The organism is Fictibacillus gelatini DSM 15865 (genome assembly GCF_000430745.1).
Lineage (GTDB): Bacteria > Bacillota > Bacilli > Bacillales > Fictibacillaceae > Fictibacillus_A > Fictibacillus_A gelatini.
Window position 1 is genome coordinate 33503 of sequence record NZ_AUMP01000003.1, and the last position, 17771, is coordinate 51273.

At 39.0% G+C, this 17771-nt stretch carries 37 protein-coding genes; 33 read left to right on the top strand and 4 right to left on the bottom strand.

Annotated elements, in window-relative coordinates:
* Positions 1-123: 123 nt before the first annotated feature.
* Both H538_RS0105430 and lexA read right to left on the bottom strand, forming a co-directional pair.
* Complete coding sequence (locus tag H538_RS0105430; RefSeq protein WP_026676740.1) at positions 124-1554, bottom strand: recombinase family protein; 1431 nt, start codon at positions 1552-1554, stop codon at positions 124-126.
* A gap of 72 nt (positions 1555-1626) precedes the next feature.
* Complete coding sequence (gene lexA / locus H538_RS25000) at positions 1627-2628, bottom strand: transcriptional repressor LexA (RefSeq protein ID WP_051291306.1); 1002 nt, start codon at positions 2626-2628, stop codon at positions 1627-1629.
* A 154-nt stretch (positions 2629-2782) separates the two neighbouring features.
* On the opposite strand from lexA, the gene H538_RS0105445 reads away from it, so the two are divergent.
* The 13 genes from H538_RS0105445 (at position 2783) to H538_RS26550 (ending at position 8094) form a co-directional block, all read left to right on the top strand.
* Positions 2783-2992 (top strand): helix-turn-helix domain-containing protein, encoded by a 210-nt coding sequence (locus H538_RS0105445; protein ID WP_026676741.1) that lies wholly within the window; start codon positions 2783-2785, stop codon positions 2990-2992.
* A gap of 117 nt (positions 2993-3109) precedes the next feature.
* The gene (locus H538_RS0105450) at positions 3110-3871 is read left to right on the top strand and encodes a phage antirepressor (protein ID WP_026676742.1); all 762 of its coding nucleotides are present in this window, start codon (positions 3110-3112) and stop codon (positions 3869-3871) included.
* Positions 3872-3994: 123 nt separating this feature from the next.
* Positions 3995-4219, top strand: coding sequence for a hypothetical protein (locus tag H538_RS0105460; RefSeq protein ID WP_026676743.1), 225 nt, complete (start codon positions 3995-3997; stop codon positions 4217-4219).
* Complete coding sequence (locus H538_RS0105465; RefSeq protein WP_026676744.1) at positions 4209-4397, top strand: hypothetical protein; 189 nt, start codon at positions 4209-4211, stop codon at positions 4395-4397. The genes H538_RS0105460 and H538_RS0105465 overlap by 11 nt, the downstream gene beginning before the upstream one ends.
* Positions 4375-4860, top strand: a complete 486-nt coding sequence (locus H538_RS0105470; protein ID WP_407636374.1) for a siphovirus Gp157 family protein — start codon at positions 4375-4377, stop codon at positions 4858-4860. The genes H538_RS0105465 and H538_RS0105470 overlap by 23 nt, the downstream gene beginning before the upstream one ends.
* Before the next feature lie 10 nt (positions 4861-4870).
* Entirely contained in the window at positions 4871-5398 is a 528-nt protein-coding gene (locus tag H538_RS25005) for a hypothetical protein (protein WP_051291308.1), read from the top strand.
* A 123-nt stretch (positions 5399-5521) separates the two neighbouring features.
* Positions 5522-6151 carry an ERF family protein gene (locus tag H538_RS0105490; RefSeq protein WP_026676746.1) on the top strand — a complete coding sequence of 210 codons (630 nt, stop codon included), beginning with the start codon at positions 5522-5524 and terminating at the stop codon, positions 6149-6151.
* A gap of 79 nt (positions 6152-6230) precedes the next feature.
* On the top strand, positions 6231-6503 hold the full coding sequence (locus tag H538_RS0105495) for a hypothetical protein (RefSeq protein ID WP_026676747.1): 273 nt from the start codon (positions 6231-6233) through the stop codon (positions 6501-6503).
* A complete protein-coding gene (locus H538_RS25010) occupies positions 6493-6951 on the top strand; it encodes a DUF1653 domain-containing protein (protein WP_051291310.1) in 459 nt (152 codons plus the stop codon). Before H538_RS0105495 ends, H538_RS25010 begins: the two co-directional genes overlap by 11 nt.
* Positions 6944-7138, top strand: coding sequence for a hypothetical protein (locus H538_RS0105505; RefSeq protein WP_026676748.1), 195 nt, complete (start codon positions 6944-6946; stop codon positions 7136-7138). The genes H538_RS25010 and H538_RS0105505 overlap by 8 nt, the downstream gene beginning before the upstream one ends.
* Positions 7135-7392 carry an SMC-Scp complex subunit ScpB gene (locus tag H538_RS23145; protein WP_035350191.1) on the top strand — a complete coding sequence of 86 codons (258 nt, stop codon included), beginning with the start codon at positions 7135-7137 and terminating at the stop codon, positions 7390-7392. The genes H538_RS0105505 and H538_RS23145 overlap by 4 nt, the downstream gene beginning before the upstream one ends.
* A 335-nt stretch (positions 7393-7727) precedes the next feature.
* Positions 7728-7910, top strand: coding sequence for a hypothetical protein (locus H538_RS0105515; protein ID WP_026676749.1), 183 nt, complete (start codon positions 7728-7730; stop codon positions 7908-7910).
* Complete coding sequence (locus H538_RS26550) at positions 7900-8094, top strand: hypothetical protein (protein WP_026676750.1); 195 nt, start codon at positions 7900-7902, stop codon at positions 8092-8094. The genes H538_RS0105515 and H538_RS26550 overlap by 11 nt, the downstream gene beginning before the upstream one ends.
* Here the strand turns inward: H538_RS26550 and H538_RS0105525 are convergent.
* A complete protein-coding gene (locus tag H538_RS0105525; RefSeq protein WP_026676751.1) occupies positions 8089-8295 on the bottom strand; it encodes a ribbon-helix-helix domain-containing protein in 207 nt (68 codons plus the stop codon). The two genes, H538_RS26550 and H538_RS0105525, sit on opposite strands and share 6 nt — an antisense overlap.
* 61 nt (positions 8296-8356) lie before the next feature.
* Positions 8357-8530 (bottom strand): ribbon-helix-helix domain-containing protein, encoded by a 174-nt coding sequence (locus H538_RS25985; protein ID WP_154657907.1) that lies wholly within the window; start codon positions 8528-8530, stop codon positions 8357-8359.
* Between the two features lie 177 nt (positions 8531-8707).
* Here H538_RS25985 and H538_RS25990 point away from each other — a divergent pair, with 177 nt between their 5' ends.
* From H538_RS25990 to H538_RS0105645, 20 genes are all read left to right on the top strand, one after another.
* Entirely contained in the window at positions 8708-8869 is a 162-nt protein-coding gene (locus H538_RS25990; RefSeq protein WP_154657908.1) for a ribbon-helix-helix protein, CopG family, read from the top strand.
* Between the two features lie 40 nt (positions 8870-8909).
* The gene (locus tag H538_RS0105540; RefSeq protein ID WP_026676752.1) at positions 8910-9092 is read left to right on the top strand and encodes a hypothetical protein; all 183 of its coding nucleotides are present in this window, start codon (positions 8910-8912) and stop codon (positions 9090-9092) included.
* Positions 9093-9099: 7 nt separating this feature from the next.
* Complete coding sequence (locus tag H538_RS23155; protein ID WP_051291312.1) at positions 9100-9948, top strand: DUF4373 domain-containing protein; 849 nt, start codon at positions 9100-9102, stop codon at positions 9946-9948.
* A complete protein-coding gene (locus H538_RS0105550) occupies positions 9945-10460 on the top strand; it encodes a replicative helicase loader/inhibitor (protein ID WP_026676753.1) in 516 nt (171 codons plus the stop codon). Before H538_RS23155 ends, H538_RS0105550 begins: the two co-directional genes overlap by 4 nt.
* Positions 10461-10472: 12 nt before the next feature.
* A complete protein-coding gene (locus H538_RS23165; RefSeq protein ID WP_035350195.1) occupies positions 10473-10739 on the top strand; it encodes a hypothetical protein in 267 nt (88 codons plus the stop codon).
* Between the two features lie 156 nt (positions 10740-10895).
* Positions 10896-11693 (top strand): zinc-finger domain-containing protein, encoded by a 798-nt coding sequence (locus tag H538_RS0105565; RefSeq protein WP_026676754.1) that lies wholly within the window; start codon positions 10896-10898, stop codon positions 11691-11693.
* Positions 11694-11705: 12 nt separating this feature from the next.
* A complete protein-coding gene (locus H538_RS0105570; RefSeq protein ID WP_245595192.1) occupies positions 11706-12218 on the top strand; it encodes an HNH endonuclease signature motif containing protein in 513 nt (170 codons plus the stop codon).
* 194 nt (positions 12219-12412) lie between these two features.
* Positions 12413-13339 (top strand): DNA cytosine methyltransferase, encoded by a 927-nt coding sequence (locus H538_RS0105575; RefSeq protein ID WP_035350197.1) that lies wholly within the window; start codon positions 12413-12415, stop codon positions 13337-13339.
* Between the two features lie 4 nt (positions 13340-13343).
* Positions 13344-13748 (top strand): single-stranded DNA-binding protein, encoded by a 405-nt coding sequence (gene ssb, locus H538_RS0105580; RefSeq protein WP_026676757.1) that lies wholly within the window; start codon positions 13344-13346, stop codon positions 13746-13748.
* Positions 13749-13759: 11 nt separating this feature from the next.
* Complete coding sequence (locus H538_RS0105585; protein ID WP_026676758.1) at positions 13760-13942, top strand: hypothetical protein; 183 nt, start codon at positions 13760-13762, stop codon at positions 13940-13942.
* The gene (locus tag H538_RS0105590) at positions 13921-14220 is read left to right on the top strand and encodes a MazG-like family protein (RefSeq protein ID WP_026676759.1); all 300 of its coding nucleotides are present in this window, start codon (positions 13921-13923) and stop codon (positions 14218-14220) included. The genes H538_RS0105585 and H538_RS0105590 overlap by 22 nt, the downstream gene beginning before the upstream one ends.
* A 125-nt stretch (positions 14221-14345) precedes the next feature.
* Positions 14346-14531, top strand: coding sequence for a hypothetical protein (locus tag H538_RS0105600; protein ID WP_026676760.1), 186 nt, complete (start codon positions 14346-14348; stop codon positions 14529-14531).
* Entirely contained in the window at positions 14528-14662 is a 135-nt protein-coding gene (locus H538_RS25995; protein ID WP_154657909.1) for a BH0509 family protein, read from the top strand. The genes H538_RS0105600 and H538_RS25995 overlap by 4 nt, the downstream gene beginning before the upstream one ends.
* Positions 14655-15062: a DUF1064 domain-containing protein gene (locus H538_RS0105610; protein WP_026676761.1), complete on the top strand. Its 408-nt coding sequence runs from the start codon at positions 14655-14657 to the stop codon at positions 15060-15062. The genes H538_RS25995 and H538_RS0105610 overlap by 8 nt, the downstream gene beginning before the upstream one ends.
* Positions 15059-15310, top strand: a complete 252-nt coding sequence (locus H538_RS23170) for a hypothetical protein (RefSeq protein WP_245595193.1) — start codon at positions 15059-15061, stop codon at positions 15308-15310. The genes H538_RS0105610 and H538_RS23170 overlap by 4 nt, the downstream gene beginning before the upstream one ends.
* Complete coding sequence (locus tag H538_RS26000) at positions 15311-15451, top strand: hypothetical protein (protein WP_154657910.1); 141 nt, start codon at positions 15311-15313, stop codon at positions 15449-15451. It begins immediately after the preceding gene.
* Positions 15452-15624: 173 nt separating this feature from the next.
* A complete protein-coding gene (locus tag H538_RS0105630) occupies positions 15625-15951 on the top strand; it encodes a hypothetical protein (protein WP_026676762.1) in 327 nt (108 codons plus the stop codon).
* A gap of 2 nt (positions 15952-15953) precedes the next feature.
* Complete coding sequence (locus H538_RS0105635) at positions 15954-16196, top strand: DUF3310 domain-containing protein (RefSeq protein WP_026676763.1); 243 nt, start codon at positions 15954-15956, stop codon at positions 16194-16196.
* A complete protein-coding gene (locus H538_RS0105640; RefSeq protein WP_026676764.1) occupies positions 16189-16506 on the top strand; it encodes a hypothetical protein in 318 nt (105 codons plus the stop codon). The genes H538_RS0105635 and H538_RS0105640 overlap by 8 nt, the downstream gene beginning before the upstream one ends.
* Complete coding sequence (locus H538_RS0105645) at positions 16493-16939, top strand: LuxR C-terminal-related transcriptional regulator (RefSeq protein WP_051291314.1); 447 nt, start codon at positions 16493-16495, stop codon at positions 16937-16939. Before H538_RS0105640 ends, H538_RS0105645 begins: the two co-directional genes overlap by 14 nt.
* The last annotated feature ends 832 nt before the right edge of the window (positions 16940-17771 follow it).

Consider the following 17771-nt stretch of genomic DNA (forward strand, 5'->3'; position numbering starts at 1 on the left):
TTTTGATTCAGCTTTCACCTTTATTCTTAAGGGTATTAAAAGAGATCGGAAATGCAATTTAAAAAAATAAGTGTTCTATTAACAATACAGGACATCTAGTCATGTTAATAGAACACTATCCAATCAATGGAATTTAACCTCAATTGAAACAGATTCTGGTTTTTTCTCTGTAGACACTTTATCAACCACTATTTCTTTGACGGTCATCTGAACAAATTGTTTTTTCTCCGGCAAAGACATGTTATCCCAGTTTTCTTTCATATCCATCAGTAATTCTGATATATTTATATTGTGGGTTGTTTTACTTTCGTCTAATGCTTCTAATTCACTCAGGAGCATTTTTTCTTTTTCATTCTCTTCCTTCATCCTACTTTTAAAATCCTCATCCGTAATCATTTCATTTACCCAAGCATATTGCCACTTTGATTTACGATTTTCTATTTCTTTTAGTTCTTTTTGTATGCTCGCTATTTTTTTCTTGTTGGCGCTTTTATTTTCTTCTTCTGTGAGCGCTTCATCCAATACCTCAAAGTTATCCCATTGATCAAAAAACGCCTTAAATTGAGGCTCTAAAAAGTTCTGGGCGATGCTTGGCAAATCACATAAACCAAGTTTTCGATTCGCACAGTGATATCGATAAGTTTCTTTCCCTCTTGCAATACCATAGCTCCCATTAAGGGGGCGACCACAACGTTTGCATTTTACGACACCTGAAAAAATATATGGACTGTTAGCCCGGCGCGGGTGAGCGTGATGTCTTTTTTCTCTTATTAACTGAACTTGATCATATATATTTTTATCTATGATTTTAGGAATTACATTCTCATTTTCAAAGTATCTTTCTTTATTAACTCGGTAGTTATGCCGTTGGGTTCCAATATAAACAGGATTACTTAAAATGTAACGCAATGATTCGGCAGTAAATGGCTTGCCGGATTTATGTCTTAGACCACGTTTGTTTAGTGTTAATGCCATTTTACTGATCCCAATACCACTCAGGTATAAATTATAGATTTCGCGAACGATAGCAGCCTCTGATTCATTAATTACTAAGTAATCCCCATCCCGATCATAACCAAGGGGAGGTATGGCCACGACCCATTTACCTTCCCTTGCCTTTTGCTCCATACCAAAACTAACACGTTCGCCCAAGTTTTCCCTTTCCCATTGAGCCAATGCAGCTACAAGAGTGATGAATAATCTGCCGGTCGCCGTTGTGGTATCGTATACTTCGGTTGCAGACTTGAATTTGACATCATGTTTTTCAAACAAATTAATTAATTCGTGTAAATCAAGGACAGAGCGGGTAAGCCTGTCCAGTTTGTAAACCAAAACACAATCGAATGCTTTTTCTTGAACACCTTTCAACATCCGTTTTAATTCTGGTCTTCCTGTGATATCTTTTGCGCTAATCCCCTCATCTACATAAAAATGTACAAGGTCCCATCCTTGAGAAACCGCATAGGCCTCAAGTCTCCTTTTTTGCGCTTGTATGGAGTATCCTTCTTCCGCTTGTTCATGAGTTGACACACGGATATATGCTACTACTTTCATTTATCTCACCTTTAAAAAATAATTTAAATAAAAATCGCTTGAAAACAACAGTATTAATTTAATTTACTTTTGTTAACTTGGTTCAAACATCACCTGAATAACTTTACCGATGATGCGAGCTTTTTCATTATTTATTAAAATAGGTTCATAGTTTGGATTGTCTGGGTACAAGATAACCTGACCTGTAGGAGTTTTCTTTACTCTTTTCAAAGTTGCCTCGTCGCCATTTACATTCACAACGGCGATTTCTCCATTTTCAACATCAGGTTGAATTTTAACAACAACACGATCCCCGTCATAAATACGGCTTCCGATCATTGAATCGCCTTTAACCCTCAAAATAAAGACCTGACCTTCCTTCAAATTCCATAAGTTAGGTATTTCCGTCCATTCTTCAATATGTTCATTAGCAAGTATCGGTTGGCCGGCTGCGATATAACCTAACACCGGTAAACGAATAGTTTTGAATTGTTCTTCTTTTCCTATATCGGTTTTCAACATTTTTATATTTTCGTTAATGTACTTGTCTAATGAATTTATTAAAAATAATTTAAACCTTAAGTTATTATCTTTAAACAGACTTTCTTCCATAGTTTTTATGTCAAAATAAGTATTTGGGTCACGGAGTATTTCTGTTACATCACTGACGGTTGCTTCAAAAATAATTTCATTTATCAAATTATCCGGTTTTTTTTCAATAAGGTTATTTAACTCAGTTAAAAACTCAAACAAAGTCATAATTACATTTGTAAGCATAGAATTGATAAATGTTTGATTAAAGTCGATCTTGTCTAAATATATACTTGATTCAAGTCTTTCGCGTAAATCTTTTGGGAGTCCATCCATAATATCGGTTACGGATAAATGCGGGTCATCGATACGACCTGTTAAATAGTCGGTGGTTACATTATACAAATCTGCTAAAATTTTTAATGTTTTTATATCTGGTTCAGTACCTCCTTTTTCATATCTGCTAAGAGTTTTGTTATTAATGTTAGTTATGTTTGAAACATCCATTTGGCTTAACTTTTTGTTTTCTCTTGCTTTCTTTAAACGCTCTCCTAATAAAGACATTTATTTTCCTCCTCATTCATAAATAATGATACCATTAATCTCATATTTTTAGAAAAAAATCTTCAAAACGAAGAAAAAAGTATTGACATCTCAGAAAATGAGAAGTATATTTAAGACATAAATCTCAAATACCAAGAAAAGAGAGGTGAAAAAGATGACCGTTAATGAAAAAATTCGAGATTATATTCAAGATCAAGGAATTAAGTTTAAGTTCGTTGCCAATAAAGCGGGTATCCCTGAAAAAAAGTTTTATCGATTGATAAACGGCCAAACAATAATGTCTGTTGATGAATTCGAACTAATTTGCAAAAAAGGGTTATCTGTAGAACCATCATTTTTTTTAAATAGAAATCTCAAAAAATGAGACTTGGGTTATGGTGATCTCAACAGAAGAGAATAGGGTGAACAAATTAGTTTTTTGCCAATTGACATTATAAATTCAACCCAAATCAAAAAAATCCTTTTAGGAGGAATCGAATTAATGAACGAACTACAAAAAGTTTTCAATTACGGGAGTGCCCAAGTCAGGACTGTAATTAAAAATAACGAACCGTGGTTTGTCGCAAAAGATGTTACTGAAGTTCTCGAAATCAAAAATAGTCGTGATGCATTATCTCGGTTAGATATTGATGAAAAGGATGTCGCTTTAACCGACACCCCTGGCGGAAAGCAAGAAATGACTATTATTAATGAATCTGGTCTTTACTCCTTAATTTTAGGAAGTCGAAAGCCGGAGGCAAAACAATTTAAACGATGGATTACACACGAAGTAATCCCTTCCATAAGGAAACATGGAGCTTACATGACACCAGAAACGATTGAAAAGGCGTTGCTTAACCCTGATGTGCTTATTGATCTTGCCACTCGTTTAAAAGATGAACAACAAAAGCGTGCAGCTGCTGAAAAAACCATTGAAGAACAAAAACCATTAGTAATGTTCGCTGAAACATGTATGGCTTCAAGTGATTCAATACTTGTCAGAGAGTTAGCGAAACTTGCTTCTGATGAAGGAATTAAAATCGGAGAAAAGCGGCTTTATAAAAAATTAAGAGAATGGGGATTTATCTTAAAAGATCGTACTGAACCAACACAGCGAGGTATTGAAGCCGGATATTTTGAAGTGATTCAAAGAGCGTTCCAAACGCCTTACGGCTCGAAAATAAACCGAACAACAAAAGTTACCCCCAAAGGTCAAGTATACATCATTGAGCGATTAAAAAAGGAAGGAAAGGAAGCGAGTTAAATGGCGAAAAACCAACCATCACCAGAAGTCATGAAGCAAGTTTACAAATTCTTGCTTGCAACTGTTATCCCAAGACGGATTGAAAAGTTGCGACAAGCTGAAATCCAAAAGGAGGCATAGATCATGCAAGAGTGGCAATGGGGAATCTTGTTCAGGGAAATTGAAGGGTACATCGAACAAGCGAAAAAAATGGAGAACTTTTATCAAAATGACAATCCAATTGATGATTATTCACGTGGCTTCAACAGGGCAGTTATACGGTGTAGTCAATCCGAAGCCAGAACGTTTCAAATGCTCCTTGACACAGTAAAACAATTTAGGGAAGGGGAAAAGCAGAATGCCGTATGATTCCTGGTATCTTCCATTCGAGCCGAAGGAGATCGGCGAATGTTCAATCTGCGGAGAAATGATTTATGACGGAGAAGAATGCGACTTGATCCAAATTGTTTGCAAGCAATGTCTTGAGCAACCATTTTACGAAGAAGAATTTATCACAGAGGAGGATGAAGAAATTGAAATTGTATGAACTTGCGCATAATTACATGCAAATCCAAAACATGATTGAAGAAGGGGAAACAGAAAGCCTGCGAGATACTCTCGAATCCATTGAGGATGCCATTGAGGATAAGGCCGAGAACATTGCCAAAATGGTGCAATCCTTCAATGTCGAATGCGAAGCCATCAAAGCTGAAGAAAAGCGCCTAGCAGACCGCAGGAAAGCGTTAGAAACGAAGGTTAATGGATTGAAGCAATACTTACAGGAGCAATTAGAGTTGGCAGGGCTAAACAAAATCAAACGGCCGACCATTACAATATCAATTCAGAAGAACCCGCCGAGTGTTTCTATACCTGATGAATCGAAAGTTCCTTCTCAATATTTAATTATGCAACCAAAAATTAATAAGAAACTTATTCTTGAGCATTTAAAAAACGGTCATGAGTACGAATGGGCAAGTATTCATCAAGGCAAGTCACTAAGGATTAAATAAGGAGGAAATGATGGCAGGGAAACCAATAGACATTTCAGGTCGAAGATACAACAGGCTTACTGTAATTAAAATTCATAGTAGACATCCAGAAAGAGGCGTTCGATGGCTTTGCAGATGTGACTGTGGAAACGAGACTACAGCATGGGGATGGGAAATAAAAAAAGGCAAGAAAAAGAGTTGTGGTTGTTATGGTAAAGAGGTAAGAAAGTCTCAAAAATATAATTTGAAGCACGGCATGAGGAAAACGAGGTTTTATGAAATTTGGGCAGCAATGAAACGTAGGTGTACAGCAGTAAACAACCCACTTTACAAAAAATATTACATCGATAAAGGAATTATGTTCTCCCCTGAATGGTCAAAATTTGAAAACTTCAAAAATGACATGTATGAGGATTACTTAAATCATGTAAAGGAATACGGGGAAGAAGACACAACGTTAGACCGAATTGATGGAGACAAAGGCTATTTTAAAGCGAATTGCAGATGGGCAACACGTCAAGAACAAAGTCAAAATCGAAAATTCACAAAGGAGGCTTAACGATGGAACCGCAGTTTATCGACGGTAAATGGTTCATTGTCAGTGAAGAAGGGGATTACATCCCGGCTGTAACAACCAATGAGCCTGACTGCCTTTACGGCGCATATTGAAAGGAGTTTGATTATGAAAACAAGTGAATCAATTGCGAATATAGCAAAAGCGTTAGCGGCATTTCAAAAGGATGTTAAACAACCCGAAAAGGATGGTAATAATCCTCACTTCAAATCTAAATATGTAACTCTTGATGGTACGGTAAAAGCCATTCACGATTGCGCTCCTAAACACGGGTTGTCCTATACCCAAATGCCAGTAACAACAGATTACGGTGTAGGAGTTACGACCCTAATCATGCATGAAAGCGGCGAGTTCATCCAGATGGACCCTTTCGTTCTACCAATGGATAAGAAAACAGCGCAAGGTGCAGGGTCAGCCACTACTTACGCAAGAAGATACTCGTTATCAGCTGCATTTGGAATTGTGAGTGATTTAGATGACGACGGAAACGAAGCAACAGAAAACGCAAAATCGAATCAAAATAACGATTCTAACAACAATCCTGCAACCGATAAACAAATACGGTTCATTGAAAAATTAATCAAAGATGTTGCTAAGGCTTGTAATATTACCGAAGCCCAATCCGTTGCAACTCTTAAACAAAGAATGCAATTAGGCAAAGACATCAATCAATACACTGTTTCAGAAGCGAAGAAAGCGATTGAAATTCTTCAAAATGCGAAGAAAGAATCTGCGTGATCGGAAGAACAGAGGGGCAAAAGGTTGGTCGCCGCGTCCCTCTTTCCTCCATACATCCTTAATAAAAGGTGGGTATACCATGAGTTTAAAGCAAAATTACATCAGTGACAAGGAGTTAAAGGGAATTGAATGTCATTTTCTTGCTCTCAAACAACAATTAGGTGATCTCGCCGATGAAAATCAATTGAACATGGTTTTCCGGCTGATTCGATCATTGAAAGCGTACCAAGGGGAAATTGAGCGATTGACTACATTGAACCGGCATTATTTTTTCAAACTCTACAAGAACCTGGAAGCAGGCATGATTGATAACAAATACATTTTGGAAGGAGAAAAGACTGATGCCAACTAAAAACGTTATATCAATCGAAGACACATTGAAAATCGGTGGGTATTATCGTCACTTTAAAGGCGGGCTATACAAAGTCTTAAACATTATCTTAGATGTCACGAATGATGCACATAAAAAGTTAGTCGTTTACCAAAACGAGGATGGTTATATTTTCGCTCGTGAAATTTATAACTTTACCGGATTCGTTTTTAAAGATGGTGAATGGATAAAGCGCTTTAAGTTGGAAGGGGATGTGGAGGGAACGCTAATGTCTAATGAACATTGCCCGAATTGCAAAAGTGATGAATTAATCACTACTAGCATTAACTTTGTTACACGCTGTTGTAATTGTGGTTGGAATAATGGTGGGGAAAACTTTGATGAATCGAAAAATAAAGCTGCTATGTTTAAACGAATTTTTGAAATGGCGTTCGATGAAAAGGATGAAGGAGGGGACGCTGATGACTGATAGATTGCAAGAAGAACTAGACTTTGTAATCGGCTTAGCGAATGAAAGAGCGGCAACTTGCAAACAGTATCATAAGGTCTTTATGTTCTTTGCTGATAAAGATAATTGGAGAATTGAGAATGGTGTGCCATATATGGAAGATGGACCAAAAAAAGCCGTTGAATTGTTTTTCGGAGGTAACGAATGACTTCTCTACAGTCTCAAATCCTCGCTCTCTTGCTTTTGCAGGAGGGTGAGGGCATTCACCTTAACCAACTGGCAGAAACGCTAAATACGCCCATTATGGACGTTAAACAAGCAATCTATCAACTTCAAGAAAAATATCCGATCTGCACACATCAAGGGCAAGTTTACATACCAAAAAGAAATTGGATCGGAATATTAGTATCAGCTTTTCTACTCGCAGCCCCATTACTGGCGGTGATATACACATGGCAATAAGGGTAAGCGATAAGTCAAAATACTCTCTTGTTAAGCGTTGCGAAGAACTGGAAGGGCGTGGATTCGTCTGCGTTCATCCGATTAAAGAGCGGACTGTAATAAAAAAGATTATAAGTACCGTGAACGTATTGGTAACAAATACGATTTTGACGGATCGGAAACGTATACTACTTATTTCGTTCATATGGAGAGGGTTACATGAGTCTATCAAAAGAGTTGGCGCGCATAAAAAGCGAGAATCGTAGATTGATAGAAGCGAACAGCCGGCTACTGCGGGAAAACGAACAATTACGCCGAGCGTTAGCCATAAAACATCCACAAGGAGGACGTTTACCATGACAAATTCCTACTACGGTAACCAATGGGTGATCAAAGGTCACAAATTGGACGAGCATATGGTTCAAACCGCACTGAATAACGGTCTTGAGTATCACAACGTTTACAACCGTATCGTGTACAAAAAGTGGTCGGTTGAAGATGCGATCAGCAAGCCGAAAGGAGCCGGTTATGGATTTTAGTACAGCAACTAGGGCGCAGCTTGTCCATATAATCAATCACGAATCACTAGACGATAAGTATGCGGCCGCCAGGGAATTACACTTGAGAAAGCATGCAGATTGTAAAATGAACGATCCACGGATATGGAATTTATCACGCTACATTAAACAACAAAATAAGGGCTGCTCTCACGATGTTCTATGAAAGCAGCCTATCAGCTTCCCGGGCTTTCTTTCGCTCGATAAGCTCGACATATTTTAATCCTTTTTGGAGTAAGTCAGCGATAGCGGCAGATCGATTGTCTTTACGTTTTGAAAATCGATAATCGTCTACACGCTCTAAAAGAAATTTGTCCAATGAAATGGTGGTAGATGGTTTTGAACTATCTTTCCTCATATGGGCCATTGTGTATTCTCCTTTTCTTTTTTTGGATTTACGTAATACGGTAACACATCGAAAGGGGTGATTATTTTTCCTTTTTCTCATTCATTTCTTTTTGTAGCTGCTCGATGCCAAGTTTGATGATTTCGTTTAATGCTTTTGATCTTGAATTGATACGGTTTGCAAATTGGAAGTCCTCGACCTTTTCTAGGGTTTCCTCATCTAAAACAATACTAATAATAGGCTTTTTAGTCGCCATGATGTTTCCCTCCACAGTTAATAAAATATTAAAGTCATAAGTTATTAACTAATATATACAATGTCACAAAAAATATGTCAAGTATTTTTGGAAAAACATAGACAGATTACCTGCTATTTGATAGAATAAGGTTAATAGGTTAATAACCTCTTAACCTCGATGGAAGGAGGGGAGTAGATGGCGGAACAACAAGAAAAACGTATGGTTTCTATCCTGGTTGAGCAAGACACATACGACAAGATTACAGAAATTCAGAAGGAAACCGGTATTTTTAGCAGATCAAAACTGCTACGAGACCTAATTGATCGCGGCTTAAAAACACTTGAAAAAGAGGCGTGATCGAAAATGGCGACTAAAAAGCTAAAAAAGGAGGGTAAAAATGGAGGAATTTAAAGTGAAAATTAACGACGGCTTTGGATTTATACATGTTTCTAAGGATGGTTGTTTACATGTGCAACTCGATGAACCAGAGGGTATCGAAGAAGTTTGTGTGTTGCTTGATCGTGACGAATTAGTAGAATTGAAGGTCAAATTGGAGATGTACTTAGAATCAACGAGGTGAGGTGATTATGGCAAGGCCAAACAAACAAGGTGTTGACTACTTTCCATTAGATGTTCATATGGACGACAAAATAAAATTCGTTGAGATCAAGTATAAGTTAGAGGGATTCGCCGTCGTTATTAAATTGATGCAACGAATTTATGCCAACGGTTATTGGTGCAGGTGGTCCGAAGATGAAATGTTGCTATTTTCGGACGAGATAAAAGCGGATTTTTCGCTCGTTGAAAAAGTAGTTAGTGAATGTTTAAAGCGGGATGTTTTTGACGTTGAATTGTATGAAAAATACGGCATATTGACGTCAAGGGGTATACAAAAACGATACAAAGAGATCGTCAGACGAAGAAAAGACGTCGAAGTGATTGAAGAATACCTACTTATTGACGGCAGTTTCGGAGTTAATGACGTCATTAATCCGTCAGCGGGACAACAGAATGACGGCAAAAGTACACAAAGTAAAGTAAAGGAAAGTAAAGTAAAGGAAAGTAAAGGAAAAAAGATTAATCGTCACAAGTATGAAACTTGCGACATGGAGATGGCCCAACAGTTATTTGCTAAGATTCTTGAAAATAACGAACATGCAAAAAAGCCGGATTTAGAGAAATGGGCAAATGAATTTAGGTTAATGCGTGAAACAGATCATCGGACTGAAGATCAAATTAAGTATTTAATCGACTGGACGCAATCAGATAGTTTTTGGAAAACAAATATCTTGTCTCCGGCTAAATTAAGAAAACAGTTCGATCAACTTGTGGTCAGAGTTAAAGAGCAAATTAAAAAACAAAACAAACAAAGTAAAGTTGAGGATATGAAACCTAGAGCTTATCAAAGTTTACAAGATTGGGTGAATGAAGCATGAACAGAAAAGAAATTATCAATTTGTTGGCTATCGCTACTGCTAATTTTCCGTCAATGCAAGAAAAGGATATGAAACCCACGGCGATTTTGTGGGAAAAAGCACTTAATGATATTGATTACAATATTGCGGAAAAAGCTCTCCTAAAAGTGTTATCAACATCAAAATTTTTTCCGACAATATCCGAAATCAGAGAAGCGGCAGCGGATTTGACACAACCAAGAACACTGGATGCTATGGAGGCTTGGGGGTTAATTGTAGAAGCTATTAGGCGGTATGGTCTTTATAACCCGGGCAAAGCAATGGAATCCTTGCCTGATGAAGTGGTTGAAATGGTGAAGCAATTTACCTGGCGTGAACTCTGTTTGAGTGAAAATCCCGAAACATTGAGAGCTCAATTTAGAATGGCTTGGGAAACACGGAGCAAACGGCAAAAAGAATTAAAGGCTCTTCCAACTGATATTAGACAGATGATAGAAGGGTTTACCGATAAAACAAAATTAATTAGTGATTGAGAGGAGATCATTTTGGGAGCAAATGAAGCAACGACCATCACCCGGTTAGAACAGCGATACATGAAAAAAAGACGATGTAACATTTACATCGCCCTTGAAGAGTTAGATTTCATCTGGAGTTACAAAGAAATTGAGGAGTTTGACCAACTTTGGCGGGAAGGTTACTCCCTCAATTACATCTCTGATTATTTTAACAGAGATATAGATGAGGTTGCAATTCTTTTGATAGATCGGACGAAAAAAGGCTACTGTAAGCCGAGGGAAAATGGGATTCGGTGAGTTAGGGCGCATTAGATGAATATTGTGACACAACGAAAGGGGAAATTTGAAATGGCGAAAATCATAGTAGAAATGGATGAAAAATTTGAGTGGTATGAACTATGGGATCAAATTTTTGAAGGCAAGTGGTCAATAAAAGACTAAGGGGGCTGCCTCATGAAAAGGTGTGGTTGTATTTCCTGCAAACGAAATGAAGTAGTAAAGGAGAAAGCAACAACGTATGTAGCTTTTTGCGATAACTGCGGCGCACCTAAGAAAGTAAGTTCGTATGTCATTAAACTGTATTTCATGGACCCGAATGTGGAGACGATCGCCTGTCAAAAGTGCGAGAGGATGACAGTCATTCCAGAATATTTAAAAAAGGATATCAGACTTATTATGAATCGAAAACAGATCATTTATAGAATTGGGGATTTGATTGAAGAGAATTGCAAAGGATGCAAATTGATTAAAAGAAACGAACGCTCAAAGGATTATTTAACTGTTTGCCCAACATGTGATATCGGAAAGGAATTACGGCTGTTAGGTAATGAACTAAACAAGGGGAGGAAGAAGGAAATGCCATTTTCAAAAGAAATATACCTTGATTTCAAAGCGAAAGGAGTTTCCGACCGCAGGATTGAAGAGAAGTTTTCCATCAATCACAACAAGCTTTACCAAATGAAAAAGGAATGGGGATTAACAGGAGAACGTGGGAAGCCGGTATTAAAGCAAGCCGAAGAACCGAAGCAGGAACAACCAGAGCAGCCAGCATCCGATGAAAAACCAATGTCCGAATGGGCGGCAATCAAAGCTGAGTGGCAGAAGTTGCGTGAAGAAAATGAACGATTAAAACAAGAAAAAGAATCAATTGTGCAGATGTGGAAAGCGGAAAATGAACAACTTTCGAGGGAATTTGATGATTTGAAACGGAAGTATGAAGCCATCACAACAGCTTTAAAAGCAGTACTGTAGGGTGGTGAGCGGATGAATTTAGCCAATGAGTTTCATCCTGTTCCAAAACCAATCAAAGAAAGAAAGGAAAAACCAAAGCCGGCATTTAAAGAAAAACGTTTCAATCGACAGAGGAAGAAGAAAAAGAAAGTTGAGATGTACAAAGGGATAAAAATTCCGCACAAAAAGAAAAGAGGCGAGATTTCGAAAACTGACTATGAAAAAGCCTTGTTGCATTACGGGGGCGGATGTGCAGAAACAGGAAATATTCAGATTGAAATGCACCATATCGTTTTTCGCTCGCAAGGCGGCCGCGGTGGGTGGAGAAATTTAGTACCGCTATCCAAAGAATTTCACACAAAATGCCATACAGATCGTGAGTATGCAGAATATTGGCGAAGGGAACATGAAAAGAAATTTGGCCCGCATTTCATGAAAGATCGTTTTGACCTATGGAAAGAAGGATTGATTCACAATCCAACAGAGGAAGCCTTTGAAAAATTTATGGAAGGAGAAGAAGAGCGTGCGAAGGCGATGGGTAGTTGAGAAAGAATTCATGTCAATTGATCGGGAACCACTGCAAACCATCATCATACATCCAGAAGAAGATGACAAGCTATCCATAAAGAAAGAGCATAGACCGTACTTTTTTAAAAAATACGTTGTATCAAAATAGACATAACACACCAACTATACACTAGCAGTCAATAGGACTTTTAACAAGCGGAACGGAGGTTCGGATGATAAAGGTAGGCTCATTGTTTTCCGGGGCGATTGACGGAATGTCTTTAGGATTCAAACTGGCTTCGGACAAGTACGAAACAGTAATTTCAAACGAACTGGAATCAACAGCGGTCAAAACAGCAGCAGCTAACTATGATCATCGAATTTTACAGGATGATATAAGAAATATTTCCATTGAGGCATTAAGGGAGTGCCAAGTAATAGCCGGCACTTTCCCTTGCCAAGAATACAGCAAAGCCGCACATATCCATAAAAATAAAAGGAAGGACAACTGGAAACAGGCATTTCATTGGGCGAGTATCAGAGATTTGTTTCTGCACTATTTTCGTTTTATTGCATTGGTGCAGCCAGAAGTATATCTATGGGAGAACAGCCCGGAAGTGAGAAATTTTCCGATTGTGATGGAAACCTTCCGCAAGCTGCCACCTTATCACTATTACGAATTGGAATTAGATACATTGGATTTCCGGCTCCCGCAACGGCGTAAAAGATTATTTGTGATTGGATTCAAGCGACCATATAACATGCCGAATGTGGCAGATTTCCAAATTTATAGCCGTCAGCTAACAATAAAGGATATCAAAGAGGACATTGAGGTAATAGACATCCCGCAATATGTCATCAATCGGATTGAAGGTAAGTATCGTGATTTTCCATCCGTCAAAGATGATGACGACATCGGAAATACATGTGTAGCTCATTATGGCCGGGATCGCGGCACTACTCTTATTCGAGATAAAACAGGATACAAAGGTATGCGGCCATTCACTGTTAGAGAATACGCCAGATTAATGGGGATTCCGGATAACTTTCAATTCGCTAACAAAGACACAACGAATTATCGGCACATTGGAAATTCGGTTTCGCCAGTTGTTACAAGAGCATTAGCAAAGGCAATTGAACCATATTTTATCGGGAGGTAAAGACATGATAAATCGCACTATTTTGGTTGGAAGGCTTACAAAAGACCCGGATTTACGCTACACGCCATCAGGAGTGGCCGTCTGCAACTTTACGCTTGCTGTTAACCGCACATTTACGAATCAGCAAGGAGAGCGGGAAGCGGATTTTATCAACATCGTTTGCTTTAAAAAAGCTGCAGAGAACGTAGCCAATTACTTAAAGAAAGGTTCCCTCGCCGGAGTAGACGGCCGTATTCAAACCCGGTCGTATGAAAAGGACGGCAAGAGAATTTACATCACGGAGGTAGTGGCGGAATCGGTTCAGTTTTTAGAGCCACGTTCGCAACAGCAAAACAGAGGACAGCAGCCAGACCCATTCGCTAATGACGGCACACCAATTGATATTTCGGATGAAATGCTCCCGTTTTGAGGCGGCCGCCCATGATACAAAGAGCCATAGGCGAGCGGTACAGACCGATAGTAAAGGTGAAGAAAATCAAGAAGGACGGGCCAAGAAAAGGAATGCCGACAATGATTGAGGTAAGCGGGGAATTATACGTTCTCGCCCATCGAGATCAACGACCGCAGAAAGGGAGAGGGAAATGGAATTTAGAAAAGACATAAACGATACATTGATTGATATTGGTTTAGAACGATACAGACAAGAATCAAAGTGGGGAAAACAGCGGCATCACCACGGTACATGGTTAGCAATTCTTGGCGAGGAATACGGAGAGGTATGCCAAGCAATGCAAAAAGGTCTTATCAGCGAAAAGGAAACGGATGCAGACGATTTATACAATGAATTAATTCAAGTGGCAGCGGTGGCTTGTGCAATAGCGGAACAGGTTAGAGAGGAAAGAGAGGATGCAGGACATCCAAGAATTGATACACAGGCATGAAGAAGAAATCAAAACCCTATTGGAGAGGAAGAAGGCATCCTCTCCCGGGGACTGGATATATGAAATGACGGAAGTGAAGATACTGGATCGGCAAGCCTTTATAAAACAATTGGAGGGGTTATTAGATGGCGATTGACCCGAAAGAGATTGAAAAAATTGTTGATGATTTTGAAGCAAAGGCAAGGCAATATCATGATATTTCGGAAGGTCTTTATATGCAAGGGAAGTTCCTCGAATGTGTAATGGAAGATGAAAAATCACACGCATTTGAATACTGCGCAATGGTTTTAAGGAGGAAGGTGCTTAAATGAATCCGGAAGAGCGCGAGAACATGATAAGCATTTTAGCGTGGTTTTTAGGATGGAACACCAGTACATTTGAACGGATGACGGACGAAGAGATTGAGCGTGTGTATCGGGAAAGGGTTGAAGGTCATGAGTAAGTACGGGGCCAAGAAAACGGTAGTAGATGGGATTGAGTTTGACTCGAAACTCGAATCCCAATATTACCTTTACCTCAAAGAACGGCAAGCTAAAGGCGAAATTGAAGCATTTACGTTACAGCCGCGTTACGTTCTTCAAGAAGCATTTAAAAAGAACGGGAAAACTTATCGGAAAATCGAATATGTAGCTGACTTTGAGGTTGTTCATCCGGGTGGAGCAGTTGAGGCTGTTGATATCAAAGGGGTATGTACTCCTGATTTTGCGATAAAAAGAAAGTTATTTGAAAAAAAGTACCCTTACAAATTGTCAGTGGTTAAGTATATCAAAAAGTTCGGAGGGTGGATTGAACTGGATGAATTGAAGCAGTTGCGGAGAAAAGCGAAGAAGGTGAAAAGTTGAAAACGATAGGTGAGTGGTCAGAAGAAATTCGAGCATTTTGGTTTGGGGCAAACAATTGTGAGTGGATAGCTTGGAAAGGCTCACATCAAATATTCGTTTTTCCGTGCGACGAGTACCCTAATCCTCCGTCAAAAATCATTCAACATAACAAGAGGATAGAAAGCATCGAAGATTTTACGGAAGCGATGCAAAACGGCAAGACTTACATTGTGGAATATAAAACAGGAAGCATTGAAGAGGGTGAATAAATGAAGCCAACGACAGCTTACGCACTAATATGGCTTTCGGTAGCTATCCCGGTGTCTGTAGGGATTATTGTAACGAAAAGTTTGGTTCCTTTATGGGCACTTATAATACCTGGATGTATTTCCATAAAAGAAGGTGATTAAATGACAATAAATTGGGGAAGCCCGGCGCGACCTAAATATTTATCATTTGTGTACGGTAAGTATTGGGATAAAGGTGATTTTAAGTTATTCAGCTTTAACAAAGTCCCGCTAGGTTGGTCAATGAATATTTGGAGACTATCGATTTCTTACGATAATTACGAGAAGGTGAAGTAATGGAGCTTTCCATAATCGCAAGAGAAATATATGAGGCAACACACCGCTTAGCGGCGGCCGGTAATGAAGTATACAGGCTTGCTAAAGAAAAAGCAGATACAGAGAGGGATTATCGTCTTGCCCTCTCTAAAGAAATATTGATATTGAAAAGCGAAGGAATGAGCGTGACCCTTGTTTCAGATGTAGCCCGCGGAAACGTGGCAGATTTAAAGCATAAGAGGGATTTAGCGGAAGGTAAGTATAAAGCATCCATTGAGGCGTTAAAGTCCATACAGGCGCAAGTGAATGCGTTGCAATCAATACTTAAATTTCAATCGGAGGTGTAGGGATGAACATGAATTATGAAACGGCGCTCGACAACATCAACCCGGACCACTACAAGAGAGGCGGCATTGAAACATTTGATTACATGAAAGCGAAGATGACACCGGTCCAGTTGGAAGGCTATTTGCTCGGCAACGTTTTGAAATACATGTCCCGGTATCAATACAAGAACGGCGTGGAGGATGTACGAAAGGCAGAGTGGTATTTGAAGGAATTAATTAAAGTGTTGGAGGGTGCAAATGGATAAATTACAGGAGATAAAAGCGTGGATTAAGGCGTATATGTATGATGGCAACAAGTATCATCATAGGAAACAGGATTACTGGATGAAAGAGTTATACGAAGAAGTGGAACGATTGCGGGAGGAAAACAAAAAATTAAAAGGCGAGTTGTTGTTTGAAAGAAACGTGAATGAGTTCAATTATCAGGAACTCCAACAGGCCCTTGAAGATCGTGACAAATGGGAGAAGGAAGCGGAACGGAACAGACGTGATTTTCTTGAGTTATCTAGTTGGGTAGCGGTACAAAAGAAAGGTGATGCCAGTGCTGAAGCGTAAAGAAATTGAGGATGCCCTACGTGATTATCATTGGATGATAAAAGAAATTGACCGATTACATGAAGAGTTAGCAACAGCAAACACCTCATGTACCACACAATATGGAATAGAAGCCTCGTTACCGAAAGCCAACGGGAACAGCGATACAGTCGGTAGGGAAGTAATCAACCGGGAAAGAAAACGAAGGACACTTACTAAGTTAGAAGCAAAGGTACAGTTCATTGAAAACAACATGGCTTGTATTGAAGATGCACGGCAACTCACCGTTTTAAATTGTATGTTAGACGGAATGAACATTGTTTCCATATCGCAACACATGGGATTTTCCGAGCGAACTGTTTACACAATAAAAGATGAGATAGTAAAGAGAATGAAGGAAAATGCAGAGATTGCGGAAAATGCAGGAATTACAGGAAAATTGAATGTGAGTTAGACAAGAAGCTATAATCAAAGTATCAATATGTTGTATGTAGGAAGGGAGGGAACACCGAACTTACTTCATACAAGTTATACTTATTCGTTGAAACTACCTGTTATTGTCGGATCGGGGTTAGCCCGGTCGCCTCTCGTGTGAGGGGTTAAGCGATAAGGGGTAGTTTTTCTTTTGTGCAGTCCTAACGAGTGACTAGGGCTTTAAATATAAACGGCACTAGGGAACCGAAAGCCATTTTAGGGGCGGAGGCACGCGCTTGACGTGGATGGGTTAGGGCGCAAAACAACAGGACAAGTGGGAAACATATCTCAATGAATGCCAAGCGGGTGGGTGGCAGAGATATAAAAAATGTCGGAAATTTTATTTATTGCCTAGAGAGAAGTAAGCCGTATTAAATCGACCCATTATCAAAGCACAATATGTTTTTTTCTGAGGTCGCTTGTACTTAATACCGGTAGTCGTAAAACGTTCCTCGGTGAGTGCTTGGGTGTAGCTGACGAGCCGTTTAGTACGCCACTCTCTGTAGGGAGTAAATAAACGTTTAACAGGACGTGAGTAGATCACGTCTTTTTTATTTGAAGGTGTAAGGGGAGAAGTTAGGCAATGATAAAGAAGTTGTACGATAAAGGGGAGAAGATATATTGTCCTCATTGTTTAAAACCTGTTTACGAATTAACAGAGGATATATACAATTGTAGTCCTTTACGTACTTATCAATTAAAAGGACTGGGGAAGAAGTCAGACCCGAAACCTTCTGATTCTGTTAAAACTAACTGTCCATATTGTGAGAAGAAATTTAACTTCATGGTAAAAGGAGAACGAGTAATAAAAT

Coding starts and splice junctions, on each gene's coding strand:
- H538_RS0105515 (WP_026676749.1), top strand. CDS start 7,728: ATGACAAATTCCTACTACGGTAACCAATGGGTGATCAAAGGTCACAAA.
- H538_RS0105600 (WP_026676760.1), top strand. CDS start 14,346: ATGGCGATTGACCCGAAAGAGATTGAAAAAATTGTTGATGATTTTGAA.
- H538_RS0105430 (WP_026676740.1), bottom strand. CDS start 1,554: ATGAAAGTAGTAGCATATATCCGTGTGTCAACTCATGAACAAGCGGAA.
- H538_RS0105575 (WP_035350197.1), top strand. CDS start 12,413: ATGATAAAGGTAGGCTCATTGTTTTCCGGGGCGATTGACGGAATGTCT.
- H538_RS25985 (WP_154657907.1), bottom strand. CDS start 8,530: ATGGCGACTAAAAAGCCTATTATTAGTATTGTTTTAGATGAGGAAACC.
- H538_RS23155 (WP_051291312.1), top strand. CDS start 9,100: ATGGCAAGGCCAAACAAACAAGGTGTTGACTACTTTCCATTAGATGTT.
- H538_RS0105630 (WP_026676762.1), top strand. CDS start 15,625: ATGGAGCTTTCCATAATCGCAAGAGAAATATATGAGGCAACACACCGC.
- H538_RS0105550 (WP_026676753.1), top strand. CDS start 9,945: ATGAACAGAAAAGAAATTATCAATTTGTTGGCTATCGCTACTGCTAAT.
- H538_RS25995 (WP_154657909.1), top strand. CDS start 14,528: ATGAATCCGGAAGAGCGCGAGAACATGATAAGCATTTTAGCGTGGTTT.
- H538_RS0105635 (WP_026676763.1), top strand. CDS start 15,954: ATGAACATGAATTATGAAACGGCGCTCGACAACATCAACCCGGACCAC.
- H538_RS25005 (WP_051291308.1), top strand. CDS start 4,871: ATGGCAGGGAAACCAATAGACATTTCAGGTCGAAGATACAACAGGCTT.
- H538_RS25010 (WP_051291310.1), top strand. CDS start 6,493: ATGCCAACTAAAAACGTTATATCAATCGAAGACACATTGAAAATCGGT.
- H538_RS0105490 (WP_026676746.1), top strand. CDS start 5,522: ATGAAAACAAGTGAATCAATTGCGAATATAGCAAAAGCGTTAGCGGCA.
- H538_RS0105585 (WP_026676758.1), top strand. CDS start 13,760: ATGATACAAAGAGCCATAGGCGAGCGGTACAGACCGATAGTAAAGGTG.
- H538_RS0105465 (WP_026676744.1), top strand. CDS start 4,209: ATGCCGTATGATTCCTGGTATCTTCCATTCGAGCCGAAGGAGATCGGC.
- H538_RS0105590 (WP_026676759.1), top strand. CDS start 13,921: ATGGAATTTAGAAAAGACATAAACGATACATTGATTGATATTGGTTTA.
- H538_RS25990 (WP_154657908.1), top strand. CDS start 8,708: ATGGCGGAACAACAAGAAAAACGTATGGTTTCTATCCTGGTTGAGCAA.
- H538_RS0105505 (WP_026676748.1), top strand. CDS start 6,944: ATGACTGATAGATTGCAAGAAGAACTAGACTTTGTAATCGGCTTAGCG.
- H538_RS0105525 (WP_026676751.1), bottom strand. CDS start 8,295: ATGGCCCATATGAGGAAAGATAGTTCAAAACCATCTACCACCATTTCA.
- H538_RS0105540 (WP_026676752.1), top strand. CDS start 8,910: ATGGAGGAATTTAAAGTGAAAATTAACGACGGCTTTGGATTTATACAT.
- H538_RS0105640 (WP_026676764.1), top strand. CDS start 16,189: ATGGATAAATTACAGGAGATAAAAGCGTGGATTAAGGCGTATATGTAT.
- H538_RS0105450 (WP_026676742.1), top strand. CDS start 3,110: ATGAACGAACTACAAAAAGTTTTCAATTACGGGAGTGCCCAAGTCAGG.
- H538_RS0105470 (WP_407636374.1), top strand. CDS start 4,375: ATGAAGAAATTGAAATTGTATGAACTTGCGCATAATTACATGCAAATC.
- H538_RS0105495 (WP_026676747.1), top strand. CDS start 6,231: ATGAGTTTAAAGCAAAATTACATCAGTGACAAGGAGTTAAAGGGAATT.
- H538_RS0105570 (WP_245595192.1), top strand. CDS start 11,706: ATGAATTTAGCCAATGAGTTTCATCCTGTTCCAAAACCAATCAAAGAA.
- H538_RS0105460 (WP_026676743.1), top strand. CDS start 3,995: ATGCAAGAGTGGCAATGGGGAATCTTGTTCAGGGAAATTGAAGGGTAC.
- ssb (WP_026676757.1), top strand. CDS start 13,344: ATGATAAATCGCACTATTTTGGTTGGAAGGCTTACAAAAGACCCGGAT.
- H538_RS0105445 (WP_026676741.1), top strand. CDS start 2,783: ATGACCGTTAATGAAAAAATTCGAGATTATATTCAAGATCAAGGAATT.
- H538_RS0105565 (WP_026676754.1), top strand. CDS start 10,896: ATGAAAAGGTGTGGTTGTATTTCCTGCAAACGAAATGAAGTAGTAAAG.
- H538_RS23145 (WP_035350191.1), top strand. CDS start 7,135: ATGACTTCTCTACAGTCTCAAATCCTCGCTCTCTTGCTTTTGCAGGAG.
- lexA (WP_051291306.1), bottom strand. CDS start 2,628: ATGTCTTTATTAGGAGAGCGTTTAAAGAAAGCAAGAGAAAACAAAAAG.
- H538_RS26000 (WP_154657910.1), top strand. CDS start 15,311: ATGAAGCCAACGACAGCTTACGCACTAATATGGCTTTCGGTAGCTATC.
- H538_RS26550 (WP_026676750.1), top strand. CDS start 7,900: ATGGATTTTAGTACAGCAACTAGGGCGCAGCTTGTCCATATAATCAAT.
- H538_RS0105610 (WP_026676761.1), top strand. CDS start 14,655: ATGAGTAAGTACGGGGCCAAGAAAACGGTAGTAGATGGGATTGAGTTT.